Origin of the sequence: Luteibacter jiangsuensis (assembly GCF_011742555.1) — a bacterium.
GTDB lineage: Bacteria > Pseudomonadota > Gammaproteobacteria > Xanthomonadales > Rhodanobacteraceae > Luteibacter > Luteibacter jiangsuensis.
This window is the reverse complement of sequence record NZ_JAAQQR010000001.1, coordinates 529,225-542,472: the sequence shown is the minus strand read 5'-3', so window position 1 is coordinate 542,472 and position 13,248 is coordinate 529,225. Positions and strand designations below refer to the sequence as shown.

General features: G+C 67.8%; 10 protein-coding genes. 4 read left to right on the top strand and 6 right to left on the bottom strand.

Annotated features, from left to right (window positions below; genetic code table 11):
• Positions 1-13: 13 nt before the first annotated feature.
• Together HBF26_RS02235 and HBF26_RS02230 are read left to right on the top strand one after the other, a co-directional pair.
• Complete coding sequence (locus tag HBF26_RS02235) at positions 14-967, top strand: cation diffusion facilitator family transporter (protein ID WP_167122623.1); 954 nt, start codon at positions 14-16, stop codon at positions 965-967.
• Between the two features lie 81 nt (positions 968-1,048).
• Positions 1,049-1,207, top strand: coding sequence for a 30S ribosomal protein THX (locus HBF26_RS02230; RefSeq protein ID WP_167026439.1), 159 nt, complete (start codon positions 1,049-1,051; stop codon positions 1,205-1,207).
• Positions 1,208-1,271: 64 nt separating this feature from the next.
• Here the strand turns inward: HBF26_RS02230 and HBF26_RS02225 are convergent, their stop codons facing one another.
• From HBF26_RS02225 to HBF26_RS02200, 6 genes are all read right to left on the bottom strand, one after another.
• Positions 1,272-3,041, bottom strand: coding sequence for a DUF3300 domain-containing protein (locus tag HBF26_RS02225; protein ID WP_167122621.1), 1,770 nt, complete (start codon positions 3,039-3,041; stop codon positions 1,272-1,274).
• 146 nt (positions 3,042-3,187) lie between these two features.
• Positions 3,188-3,934, bottom strand: coding sequence for a class I SAM-dependent methyltransferase (locus HBF26_RS02220; RefSeq protein WP_167122619.1), 747 nt, complete (start codon positions 3,932-3,934; stop codon positions 3,188-3,190).
• Between the two features lie 17 nt (positions 3,935-3,951).
• Positions 3,952-5,529: a hypothetical protein gene (locus tag HBF26_RS02215; protein ID WP_167122617.1), complete on the bottom strand. Its 1,578-nt coding sequence runs from the start codon at positions 5,527-5,529 to the stop codon at positions 3,952-3,954.
• Between the two features lie 101 nt (positions 5,530-5,630).
• Positions 5,631-6,866, bottom strand: a complete 1,236-nt coding sequence (gene hutI / locus HBF26_RS02210) for an imidazolonepropionase (RefSeq protein WP_167122615.1) — start codon at positions 6,864-6,866, stop codon at positions 5,631-5,633.
• Entirely contained in the window at positions 6,863-8,242 is a 1,380-nt protein-coding gene (locus tag HBF26_RS02205) for a chloride channel protein (RefSeq protein ID WP_167122613.1), read from the bottom strand. The genes hutI and HBF26_RS02205 overlap by 4 nt, the downstream gene beginning before the upstream one ends.
• Positions 8,239-9,810: a bifunctional GNAT family N-acetyltransferase/carbon-nitrogen hydrolase family protein gene (locus HBF26_RS02200; RefSeq protein WP_167122611.1), complete on the bottom strand. Its 1,572-nt coding sequence runs from the start codon at positions 9,808-9,810 to the stop codon at positions 8,239-8,241. The genes HBF26_RS02205 and HBF26_RS02200 overlap by 4 nt, the downstream gene beginning before the upstream one ends.
• Before the next feature lie 110 nt (positions 9,811-9,920).
• Here HBF26_RS02200 and HBF26_RS02195 point away from each other — a divergent pair, with 110 nt between their 5' ends.
• Positions 9,921-11,279 carry a formimidoylglutamate deiminase gene (locus HBF26_RS02195; protein ID WP_167122609.1) on the top strand — a complete coding sequence of 453 codons (1,359 nt, stop codon included), beginning with the start codon at positions 9,921-9,923 and terminating at the stop codon, positions 11,277-11,279.
• Positions 11,280-11,486: 207 nt separating this feature from the next.
• On the top strand, positions 11,487-13,157 hold the full coding sequence (gene asnB / locus HBF26_RS02190; RefSeq protein ID WP_167122607.1) for an asparagine synthase B: 1,671 nt from the start codon (positions 11,487-11,489) through the stop codon (positions 13,155-13,157).
• The last annotated feature ends 91 nt before the right edge of the window (positions 13,158-13,248 follow it).

Below are 13,248 nucleotides of genomic sequence, written 5' to 3'. Positions count from 1 at the left end.
CTAGCCTTCGCCCATGGCACACGACCACACCCATCCGCATGCGCACGATCACGATCACGCTCATGCCGCGGGAAGGAGCGAAGGCAAGCTGCTGTTCGCGTTCGTCCTGACCCTGCTGATGCTGCTGCTGGAAGCGGCGGGCGGCATCGTGTCCGGGTCGCTGGCGCTGCTCGCGGACGCCGGTCACATGCTGGTCGACGCACTGGCGCTGCTGCTGGCGTTCCTTGGGGCGCGATTCGCGGCACGGCCCGCCGATGCGCGGCGCACCTACGGCTACGGGCGCATCGAGGTGCTGGCGGGCTTCGTGAACGCCCTGACGCAGTTCGCCCTGGTTGCTTTCATCGTGTACGAGGCAGTGCAACGCCTGTTCTCGCCGCAGCCCATCCTCTCGGGGGTGATGCTGGTGGTCGCGGCGCTCGGACTGGTCGCCAACGTGGTGGTACTGCGCGTCCTGCACGGCCACGATCCCGACGACGTCAACGTGGCGGGCGCCAGCCTGCACGTGCTGGGCGACTTGCTTGGCTCGGTGGCTGCCGTGCTCGCGGCGCTGGCTGTGCGCTGGATGGGCTGGAACTGGGCCGATCCGGTGCTATCCGTCCTGGTGTCGCTCCTGATCCTGCGCAGTGCCTGGTCGCTGGTGCGCCGATCCGGCCACATCCTGCTGGAAGGTACGCCGGAGGGCGTCGATCTGGCCGTGGTCCGGCAGGAGCTGCACGGCGCGGACGCCGGCATCGTGAGCATCCACCACGTGCACGTGTGGCAGGTCACGGCGGGCTCGCGGATGGCTACCCTGCATGCGGAGCTGGCGCCCGGCGCGCAACGCGCCGATCAGGCTCGCGTGCTGACGGCCATCAAGCGCATGCTCAGCGAGCGTTGGCGGGTGGACCATGCCACCGTCCAGTTCGATCCCGGCCCCTGTCCGGACGAGCAGCTGGGCTGCGGCAAGGGCACGCGCCACGTACACTGAACGGCTCCACTTGCGCTTTGCGCGGCCGCTGATACGATGGCCGGCCGTTCCTCTCCATCATTACGAATCAAGGAGTTTCCCATGGGCAAGGGCGACCGCCGCACCCGTCGCGGCAAGATCTACCGTTCCAGCTACGGCAATGCCCGTCCGCACATCGACGTCGTCACCGGCGCCGCCGTTGCGAAGCCGGCCACGGCCAAGCCTGCCGCCAAGAAGGCCGCACCGCGCAAGAAGGCGTAAGTCTTCCCAATGCGTGAGACGAAAAGCCCCGCTTCGAGCGGGGCTTTTTGTTGGCGCCAGGGCGTCAGTTGTCGTGCTTCTTGTGGTCGTCGTGGTGCTGCGGCGGCGCCGGGTGCGGTTGCTCGTGGTGTTCTTGTGGCTGCGGACGTTGTGGCTGAGGACGAGGTGCCTCCGGGCGCGGCTGGGGCATGTGCGCCATCTCGCGAGGCGCTTCGAAGCGTTGTTCGGGCTGCGGCCGAGGCGCCGCGAACTGCCTCTCGGGCTGGGACTGCGGCTGCGGACGCGGCGGCTGGACCTGCTGTTCCCGTGGTGGCTGCCGCCGTTCCGCTTCCCGCTGGGGCTGTGCCTGGTGCTCGAACCTTGGGGCGTCGTTGCGCGGCATGGGCGGCGCATGCTGTACGAACTGCGGCTGCGCGTGGGGCGGCTGCATCTGCCCGCGCGGCTCCTGCGGGGCGTGCGGGAGCGGACGCGGTTGGCCTTGTGCTGCCGGGGCGGCCGCAGCCTGTCTCGCCTGCGGCGGCAGATGGTCGGCGAAACGTTCGTGATCGGCGACGCGACCCGGCTGGACCGGCTGCTGCCCGGGCTGTCCCGGTGCACCCGGGAACGGACGGCCGGCCTGGCCGACATTGGGAATGTTCGGGCGTGGTGGCGGCAGCGCCGGGTGCGCGTTGGGCGCGGTGGCGTGCAACGCACTGGGTGCGAAGTTGGGGCGCTGCATGTGCGCATAGTCTGGCTGGAACGGCCGCTGCGGCGGGCCACCGGCACCTTGTGGAGCGAACGCGGGGTGCGGTCCCTGGCCCGGACCCGGCCCGGGAGCCGGCAGGCCGGGGCGGTTATAGGTGTTGCCGAAGTCGTGCCGGTTGTCGATGTGCACCGAGCGATCGACGTAGCGGTTGTTCACCACGGTGCGGTTCACGACATAGGGATGGTTGTCGTACACCACGGTCGGCCGGCCGCCATCGCGGTAGCCGCCCCATGAGGTGTGCCAGCTGTCCCAGCCCCACGGCCGGTCCCGGTGTTCGTGGTGGGCAAAGAGCTCGCCGACCAGAATGCCCGTGCCGAAGCCGATGACGCCTGCGACGACGGCATCGCGATAATCGGGGCGGGGTTCGATGTAGCGAGTCTCGTACACGCGGGAATACACCGGCTCGCCATAAACCACATCGGGATCGTAATCGGGCACGTACACCACGTCCGGGTCCGCAGGTTCGATCTCGATGGTCTGCGCAGGCGGACCGACGATCTCGTCCGTTTCGACCACCTGTGTCTGCGAGACGGGCGCCTCGCGCTCCACCACCCGCACCTTCTGCTGCGCCGTGCTCCTCAGATTGCCTTTCGCCTGCGCACGCGAGCGCATCACCTGGATCGCATTCATCACGTCGGACGGCTCGTTGGCGTACGCCTGGCCGAGCGCGTCGGTCCACTCGCCATTGTTCGCCATCTGGTCGAGAACGGCGGGGAAGGCAACCAGCGACTTCACGCTGGGATCCCACGGTTGACCGTCCGCGGCATCGATCAGTGCCGCACCGGTGAGATCGCGATGATCCTGGATGAACTGCCGCGCATCGCCGACCTGATCCGGATGCGTCGAAGCGGCGAGAGTCTGCGCCACGAGGTTATCGGGGAAGAGGGCGATGGGCGCGACGAGGGCGTAGAGCTGATCGGCCGTCGGGCGCTGGTACGGTGCTGCCTGCACCGGCGCGGCAGCGCTTTGGGCGGGTGGCGGCACATCGGCGGCTTGCTCCGGCGGCTCGCGGTTGCAGGCGGCTAGCGCCGCAACGATGGCGGCGGCCAGCACAGTCTTCAGGGAAGCGTCGAGGAATGCTCGCGACATCGGGGTTGCCTTTGCCTTAGTGGTGTCTGGGCGAAGCTTCACGCGCGTTGGCTTACTACGGCCTGTCTGCGCACGGAACTGCCAGAGCGCGTTTACCTGCGCGTCGGACTTCGCAAAAGCCTGCGATGCACCGGTGCCCAGAGCTACTAGAGTTCCAGCCGTTCGGCGAATTCGAAACGGCTGTCGGCCGGGGCGGCGATGACGTTCTGCAGAACCATGCCGGGGAAGATGTTCGCTTCCACGCCGGCGTGGTTGTCGATGTTGAACAGGTAGGGCACGTGCGACCACACGCGGTAGCCGAGCGCCTTGATGGCATCCACTTCGGCCTGGGCCGTGTCCAGACCGGAGAGGCGGGCGTAGAGCAGAGGGCGGTACGTGCGAAGTGTTTCGGATGCACCGGCGAGCATATTCGCCAGTGCGTGCGGCTGGTTCACCTTGATGAGGTGGAGCGCGTCGAGTCGAAGGCTGTCGATCGTGACGATACGAATCTTCTCGTTGGCGCTCGCGCCGTCGATCGGTGTCATCGTGTCGAGGGCGGCGCTGCTCTTGTCCCGTCCGAGCCACACCGGGTGAGTGAACACGTTGCCCAGTCCGTTGATGGCCACGTTCGCGCAGGCTTGCTGAAAGCGGATGCGGCGCGGTTCGGCGATATGCACCTCGCCTTTCGGACCGACGACGTGGGACATCCACAAAGCATGCGCGGCGAAGTCGCCGCCGAATTCGAGCACGGTGTGGCCTTCCTCGATCAGTCCACTGAGCAGGATGGTTTCGTGTTCGGCCCATTCGCCGTAGAGCTGCAGGGAGCGGGTCACGGGATCGTCGACCGCAACGGCGGCGGCGATACCGTAGCGTGTGGACCAGAAGGGCGGGGTGACGCTGGCAAGAGGAAGCATGGCGAGGCTCGGTGGGGTTACAAGGTGGATCGGGCGATGGCGAGTCGGCGGAGGGAGCGCGCGAGCGCCGGTCGGTCGTGGTCTTCGCTGCGGCCCCAGCGATCGCATGCGTCGCGCCAGAGGTTCAGCAGCCTCGGTTGGGCGCCGCCGTCACCCCAGATCGATTCGCACAGGCCTGCGGCTTTCGCGTGGTCGCCTTCGCGCAGGCAGGCTTCGGCGAGTGCCATGCGCGCGGCCGGTGCGAGCGGGCCGGCCGCTTCCAGGTCGCGTCCGAGAGACGCGGTCACACCGGCGTGACCGTAATCGTCCGCGGCGAGCGCGGCGTAAACCAACTGGATGTCGAGCCGGCAGGCAAGGGCTTCGGCGCGACAGTCGGGTTCGTGTTCGGCGAGGAAGGCATGCATGAGCGCATGCGCGCATGCGTCCGCCGCGTCCGCCGCGTCCGCCGGCGATAGCGAGCGTGCCCGGTGCAGCGCGGTTCGCGCTACGAGCAGCGCCGTTTCCGCATCCGGCGACAGCGTGTGTGCCTCATCGAAGCAGGTCTGCGCACGCTCCATGTCGGCGAGCGCTTGCCGCCCCCGCGCGAGCTCGGCTCGCTGCACGAATATCTGGCCCTTTCGTCGTAACGCGAGCGCGGCGGATCGGGAATCGTCGTCGCGCAGCATGGTGCACAGGCGTTCCGCTTCGGCGAGCCGTGAAGCGGCGGCATCGCCCCGCATCCAGGATGCCCACGCGAGTTGCGCTTCGATGCGCGCATCGATCGCGACAGGATCGTTCGCGGCCGGATCGCCTTCGATGGCTGCGACCAGTTCGCGCATCGCGAACAGGCGTGTGGCGCCGGAAAGCCGTTCGGCACGGGCGAGGCGGATTCGCATCCACTGTGCAAGCAGCATGGGGCGCGCGCGATCGTCTGCGTCATCCAGTGTCGCCCGCACTTGGTTTTCCACGCGCGCCAGGAGCGCTTCGGCATCGTGGCGCGGAAGCGCACGCGCCTCGCGCACGCACGTGTCCCATGGGTCGGCCCTCGCGGGCGGCGCCGTCGCCATAGGCACCACGAGCAGGCTCACCGGGTCGTCCGCGACCTGAATACGCGGTGTTTCAAACGACGAACCGCAGTAGACCCAAGTCGGCGGAAGCATCGTCCGGTCGGGATGCGTCACCGGGGCGGAGGTGAGCGGTGGATCGGTCGCAGAGGGCCGGTCGGAAGATGCGCTCGGGCGCGGGACGAAGAGGCGCTTGCGTCGGCGCCATGCGAAGGTTGCTAGCGCCGGTATGGCCAGCCCGCCCGCGACGGCAATCGCACCTATTGCCAGCAACGGCAGCGAAGGATCGTCGTCCGGCGTGATCGTGGTGGCGGGGTGGGGCGGAAGTAGCGGCGCGGCCATCGGTGCGCCATGGGATGCCGCGGGCGTCGTGTCCGCTTCCATGGCGTCAAGCATGCGCGACACGTCGCGCATCTGCCGTGCGCGCCGGGCACGTTCTTCCTCGTGTTGCTCGCGCCCGCCGCACGCCGTCATGGCGCAGGCCAGCCATGCGCAGGCGACGAGACGTACGACGACGCGCGCCCCGGCGAGGGACGACCATGAACCCTTCAACGACATTCCTCAGCGTTTGCAACAGGCAAAGCGTCGACGATGTTACGGACTCGATTCCAGGGGATCGATGGAACTTTTCGGAAAGTTTGCGCGGATGGCGCCTACAGAAGCACGCGCTCGCCGCCGAGCCAGCTTTCCCTGAGCAGGTTGCCGCCGATCCAATAGCAGAGCTCGGGAAGGTGGCGGATGTTCCACACTGCCAGATCGGCGCGCTGGCCTGCCGCGAGCGTGCCGCGATCGGCGAGGCCGAGGGCGCGCGCGGCGTTCACCGTCGCGCCTCGCAATGCTTCTTCGGGTGTAAGCCGGAACAGCGTGCACGCCATGCCCATGGCGAGACGCAGCGACAGCAGCGGCGACGTGCCGGGATTCAGGTCCGTGGCGACCGCCATGGGCACGTTGTGGCGGCGAAAGGCGTCGACCGGCGGCGGCCGGGTGTCGCGAAGCGCGTAGTACGCTCCGGGCAGCAACACGGCGACCGTGCCGGCCTCGGCCATGGCCCGCACGCCGTCGTCACTCGTCCATTCGAGATGGTCGGCGGACAGACCACCGTAATGCGCCACGAGCGCCGCGCCGCCGAGGTCGGAAAGCTGCTCGGCGTGCAGCTTCACCGGCAGCCCCAGCGCGGTGGCCTTCGTGAAGAGCCTTTCCGTTTCTTCGGCGGTGAAGCCGATGCCTTCGCAGAACGCGTCCACGGCATCGACCAGTTCCTCCGCCGCGAGCGACGGCAGCATGATGTCGCAGACAAGCGACACATAGTCGTCGCGTCGCCCTGCATATTCCGGCGGAAGCGCATGCAGACCGAGGAAACTGGTGCGCACGTCGATGCCCAGCTCCTCGCCGATGCGCCTTGCCGCGCGCAGCATGCGGCGCTCGGCGTCGGGTTCCAGGCCGTAGCCCGATTTGATTTCCAGTGTGGTGACGCCGTCCGCGAGCAGTGCCTTCGCGCGCGGCAGCGACTGGCGCAGCAGTTCGTCCTCGCTCGCGGCACGCGTGGCACGCACGCTGGAAACGATGCCGCCGCCCGCGCGGGCGATCTCTTCGTACGAGGCGCCCTCGAGCCGCTGCTCGAATTCCTGCGCGCGATCGCTCGCGAAGACGAGGTGCGTGTGGCAGTCGACGAGTCCGGGCGTGACCCAGGTGCCGGGCAGCGACTCGACATGACGGGCGAGTTCGTGCGGTTCGCCTGCCAGTTCGGTGACGGGGCCGGCAAAGGCGATCCTTCCGTCGCGCCAGCCGATGGCACCGTGCTCGACGGCACCATAGGGCACGCCGTTGTCGAGCAGCGTGGCCAGGCCGACGTCGAGAAGCAGGTGGTCCCAGCGCGGATCGACAGTCATGCATTGCCCTCGGCGACGGGAGACTCGCGTCGCGCGCGCTCCTCCTCGTACTGCGTCACGAGTTCGTTGGCGAGAGCCTTGTACACCGGCACGCGACACACCAGCGCCGACACGGCGCGGGCAAGCAGGCAGGCGGCCATGATCGGTAGCGCCATCTGCCGGTTGGCCGTGAGTTCGAGGGAAATGACGGCGGCAGTGAGCGGCGATTGCGTCACCCCGGAAAGGTATGCGGCCATGCCGAGCAGCACGATGGCCGCGTGATCGGCGCCCGGCATCAGGCTGGCGATGTTTCCTCCGAGGCCGGCACCCACGGCGAGGGCCGGCGAAAAGATGCCGCCCGGAATGCCGGCCCACGACGAGGCGATGTTGCCGAAGAACTTCAGTACGCCGAAGAAGGGACCGGTATCGCCATGGCCCTGCAGGATGTCGCGTGCCTGGCCGTAGCCCGTGCCGTAAAGCCCATGCGTGCTCAGGAAGCTCAGCAGCACGAGCGCGAGCCCGCAGGCACCGGCGAACACGACCGGGTTGTACCCGCGCAGTCGCCCGACGAAGCCGCGAAAGCCCCTGGCCGAGGGCAGGATCAGGCGGGCGAACAGCCCGCCCGCAAGGCCGCCCACCAGGCCGGTGAGCAGCACCGCGATCCAGGCTCGGCCCAGCGGGAGCCCGGCGGCGATCTCGCCGAAATAGGCGTAGTTGCCCACCACGCCGAGGGACACCACGCCGGCGACGATCACGGCCGTGAGCAGGGTGCCGCTCATGCGGTGCTCGAACGTGCCGGACATTTCCTCGATGGCGAACACGACGCCCGCCAGCGGCGTGTTGAACGCCGCGGCGAGTCCAGCTGCCGAACCGGCGAGGATGAAGCGCCCCGCCGCGGCGGGTTCGTCGAAACCGAAGCGGCGTCCGAGCGAATAGAGCAGACCGGCGCCGACATGTACCGTGGGCCCTTCGCGCCCGACCGAGGCGCCACCGAGAAGCGCTCCCAGCGTGAGCGCCATCTTGCCCACGGCGATCTTCAGCGAGAGCAGGCGGGTGCGGAAGGCTTCGTCCTCGACCTCCAGCGTTGCGATGGCCTGCGGGATGCCGGAACCGCGGGTGGCCTTCATGGCCCCCTGGGTGAGCCAGCAGAGCAGGGCGAACGTGGGCGGCGTGATGAGCAGCGGCACCCACCAGCCATGGGACGACACCCCGCGAAACAGCTCGAACGCGAAGTCGGCGGCCTTGGCAAAGAAGACCGCGGACAACCCGACCATGACCGCGCCGGTCCAGAAAAGCAGGCGGCGCCGCCATTGCGCCGGCGAGAGCCAGGCATGGCCGCGAAGTCGTTCGAGGGGCGAGGCAGCCGGAACCGGCTCCGTTTCCGGCGTGTCGCTCATTTCACCTCCGTGCTGCGCGCCCAGCGCACTTCGTAGAGGTCGTAGCGGCGGTCCTTGAGGTTCTGCACCGCACCCGAATTGCGCGCACGGGCGAGGTTCTCCAGGCGGAGGTCGGCGAACAGCACGGTTTCGATGTTCGGAGTGGAATCGGCGGCGACGCCGTCGCGCGCGAAGGGAAAGTCGCTGGGCGTGAGGATGCAGCTCTGCCCGTACTGGATATCGAAATTGTTCACGCCTGGAAGATTCCCCACGTTACCGGAAAGGACGACATAGCATTGGTTCTCGATGGCGCGTGCCTGGGAGCAGTAGCGCACGCGGAGGTAACCCTCGCGCACGTCCGTGCAGAAGGGGACGAACAGGATCAATGCACCCTGGTCGGTGAGGTGGCGCGCCACTTCGGGAAATTCGGAGTCGTAGCAGATCATCACGCCGATGGGGCCGCAGTCGGTCTGGATCGTGGCCGCGGCGTCGCCGCCGGTGATGTTCCAGACATTGCGCTCGCTCGGTGTGGGATGCAGTTTCTCGCGCTCGTGGATGGAGCCGTCGCGCAGGCACACATAGCAGACATTGTGGATGTCGCCATTCGGTTGCCGCGTGGGATGCGACCCGCCCACGATATTGATGTTGTAGTGCACCGCCAGCCGGTGGAACAGCGCCTTGACCTCGTCGGTGTATTCCGAAAGGCGGCGGATCGAATCCACCGGCGACAGTTCCGCGTTCTCGATGGACAGCAGTTGCAGCGTGAGCAGCTCTGGAAAGGCGACGAAGTCGGCGTCGTAATCCGCGGCGATATCCACGAAGTACTCCACCTGGGTGGCGAACTCGGCGAACGAAGAGATACGGCGCTGCTGGTACTGCACGGAGGCGACCCGCACGTTGTCGGGCAGGCGGTGGCTTTGCGACACGCGTGGCATGTCGGGTTGGTCGAGACGGTGCGGGTTGCGCCAGACCAGGTGCGCCGCATAGCCGAGCGATTCGTGGTCGGACGGCACGTAGCCGCGGAGCAGGCCGATCACCTCGAAGCCGTTGCGCAGCTGGAAGCTGAGCGTGGGATCGCGGCGGCTGCCCTCGACCACCGCCTGGACATAGGCCTCGGCGCTGCCGTAGCGGCCGATGGCGCGGGCCAGCCCCGGAATGCGCCCGCCGAAGACGATGCCGCGCAGCTTGAGGTCGGTGCACAGCCGCTTGCGCGCCATATAGAGGCGCTGTCCGATGCGCATGCCCCGGTAGTCGGGATGCACCACCACCTCCATGCCGTAGAGCCAGTCGCCCTCCGGGTCGTGGCGCGAAGCGAACCCGCCGCCGGTGATCTGCATCCAGGTGTGCGGCGCGAGGGCCACTGTCTCGGCGATGCGGAACGTGGCGCAGAAACCCACGATGCGGCCTTCGTATTCGACGACGAACTGGCCTTCGGGAAAGTGCGTCTGCTGGCCATGCAGCATTTCGGCGGAGTGGCCCCATTCCGCCGTGTACACGCGGGCGGTGAGCGCCACGAGTTCCGGAACGTCGGCGGGGCGGGCCAGGCGAAGCAGCAATTTGGGCGGCTGTGAAGCCTTGCTCTCGTTCATCGTCTTATTATGCGCCAGCGACTCCACCGCTGCCTTCCCTGAAAGTTTCGGCCGCTGCACAACGGCGGCACGGAGTACCATGCCGCATCCCCGGTCGCAGGAATGACGTCATGTCGAATACCGCCATAAGCGCAGACTTTCTCTGGCAAGGCGGCGCGTGGCGTGCCGGGGACGATGTCGCGCTTGGCATCGCATCAGGGCGGTTCAGTCCGGCGGCAGGCGATGCGACGCGCATCGGCCGGTTTGTGCTGCCGGGCATGCCCAACCTCCATTCGCACGCATTCCAGCGCGCGATGGCCGGGCTGGCGGAGCGACGCGGACCGGGCGAGGACAGCTTCTGGACCTGGCGCGAAACCATGTACGCCTTCGCGGAGGCGATCGATCCCGACGACCTGAAAGCCATCGCCACACAGCTGTACGTCGAGATGGTGAAGGCGGGCTATACCCAGGTCTGCGAGTTCCATTACCTGCACCACGGACCGCGCGGCGTTCCTTACGCCGATCCGGCTGCCATGTCGCTGGCACTCGTGGAGGCGGCGAGGGAGGCCGGCATCGGTCTCACGTTGCTGCCGGTGCTCTACATGACGGGCGGCTTCGACGGCCGGCCACTCTCGGAACGGCAACGGCGTTTCCGTCACGACGTGGGCAGCTTCGTGAGTTTGCTGGAGCGCCTGGCGCCGATGCAGGACGACATGTTCACGCTGGGCATGGCGCTGCACTCACTGCGCGCCGTGCCCGAAGACGCCATGCGCGCGCTCCTCGCGACGGGTATCGCCCAAGGGCTTCCGGTGCACATCCACATCGCCGAGCAGATCGGCGAGGTGCAGGATTGCCTTGCCGTGCGTCACGCGCGGCCGGTGGAATGGTTGCTGGACCACGCCGACGTGGACGCCCGTTGGACACTGATCCACGCCACGCACCTCACGGCCCAGGAAACCGACCGCATCGCGAAGAGCGGCGCCGTGGCCGGCCTCTGTCCCACGACCGAAGCCAACCTCGGCGACGGCCTTTTCCCTCTGGCCGCCTTCATCGATGCGGGCGGCACATTCGGCATCGGTTCGGATTCGCATATTTCCGTCTCGCCGGTGGAAGAGCTTCGCTGGCTGGAATACGGACAGCGCCTGGTGACGCGACACCGCAACGTCGCCGCGCGGCTGCCCGAGGAAAGCGTGGGCACGGCACTCTGGCAGCGTGCCCTTGTCGGCGGCGCGCAGGCGTCCGGTAGCGACATCGCCAGGCTGGCGGCCGGCGCGCGGGCCGATCTGCTTGTGCTCGACGATCGTTCGCCGTTACTGGCCGCCAGGGACGAGGCGGACGTCATGGACAGCTTCCTGTTCGCAGGAAACACGCCGCTGGTGCGCGACGTGATGGTGGGAGGGCAATGGCGCGTACGCGATTTCGCGCACGTGGCCGAGGCGTCTTCCGCAAACGCCTATCGCCGCGTGGTGGAACGCCTGGCTGCCGCCTGACCGGTGCTTGCGTCGCCGTCCGTAACGTGCTTTAGTCGGCCCATGCTTCGCATCGCCGCCAATAACGCCAACACCAATAACCGTGCCCGGAACCTCGGGAGGGTCGGCGTGTAGGCGGTTTCAGGCGAAACCATCCGAATCACGAAAGGCCCGCCCCCAAGGCGGGCTTTTTTCTTTGCGTGCTTTCTCACAAGGAGTGCAAGACCTATGTGTTCGATTCTGGGAATGTTCGGCCTCTCGTCCGGCGACGATCTCGTCGCCCTGCGCGCGCGGGCGATGGAACTGTCGCAGCGGCAACGTCACCGCGGGCCGGACTGGAGTGGCGTGTATGTCGACGACGGAGCGATCCTCGTGCACGAGCGCCTGGCCATCGTCGACCCGGCCAGCGGCGCGCAGCCACTGCGCTCACCGGAGGGCGACCTGGCGCTGGCGGTGAACGGCGAGATCTACAACCACCGCGAGATTCGCGCCGCCAGCGACTATGCGTTCACCACGGGCTCCGACTGCGAGGTCATCAACGCCCTCTACCGCGAGCATGACGCCGACTTCGTGCACACGCTCAACGGCATCTTCGCCTTTGCCCTGTGGGACGCCCGGCGGCGTCGGGTCCTCATCGCGCGCGATCCCCTGGGGGTCTGTCCGCTGTACTGGGGCCACGACAGGGAAGGGCGTCTGTACGTCGCATCGGAGATGAAGGCGCTAGTCGGCGTGTGTGCCGACGTGGCGCCCTTCCCGCCGGGCCACGTCTACGACAGCCTGCGTGGCGAGGCCGTGCCCTACTGGTCGCCCGCCTGGCGCGAGTACGCCGCGACGGAAGGGCGGACGATCGATCCCCCCGTCCTGCGCGCCGCGTTCGAGGCGGCGGTGCACCGGCAGATGATGACCGACGTGCCGTACGGCGTGCTGCTGTCCGGCGGCCTCGACTCTTCGCTGGTGGCGGCGGTGGCCGCCGGCTTCGCGCGCCGCCGCATCGAGGACGACGACGTTGCGGAGGCCTGGTGGCCACGCCTGCATTCCTTCGCCATCGGCCTCGAAGGCTCGCCGGACCTCAAGGCCGCGGAAATCGCGGCGGCCGCTCTCGGCACCGTGCACCATGGTTTCCGCTACACGCTGGAGGAAGGCCTGGACGCCTTGCCCGAGGTGGTGCGGCACATCGAAACCTACGACGTGACCACCATCCGCGCGTCCACGCCCATGTTCCTGCTCGCCCGTCGGATCAAGGCGATGGGCGTGAAGATGGTGCTCTCCGGCGAGGGTTCGGACGAGATCTTCGGTGGCTATCTGTACTTCCACAAGGCGCCGTCGGCCCGCGAATTTCATGCCGAAACCGTGCGCAAGCTCGAGGCATTGCAGTATTACGACTGCCTTCGTGCGAACAAGGCGATGTCGGCCTGGGGCGTGGAGGCGCGCGTGCCGTTCCTCGACCTCGAATTCCTGCATACCGCCATGGGCTTCGATGCCGACGCCAAGATGGTGGCCCGCAAGGGGATCGAGAAGGGTGTGTTGCGCGAGGCCTTCGACGGCGCCCTTCCGGCGGAGATTCTCTGGCGGCAGAAGGAGCAGTTCAGTGACGGCGTCGGATACGGGTGGATCGATGGGCTGAAGGACCACGCGGAGAAACAGGTGTCCGATCGCGAATTCGCCGCGGCGGCGTCCCGTTTTCCGTTCAACACGCCGGCCACGAAGGAAGCCTATTTCTACCGCTGCCTTTTCGAGAAACACTTCCCGGGCGAGGCGTGCGCTGCGACGGTGCCGGGCGGCAAGTCCATCGCCTGCTCGTCGCCGGCGGCCCTGGCCTGGGACCCCGCGTTCGCCGCCTCCGCCGACCCCTCGGGCCGGTCGGTGCGCGGCGTGCACCGGGAGGCCTTGCCCGTGTAGGAGCGGCCCTGCCCGCGACAGCTTTTCGCGATATGGCAACAGGTCCTGCCGCTTTTCGCGAAAAGCTGTCGCGGACAAGGTCCGCTCCTAC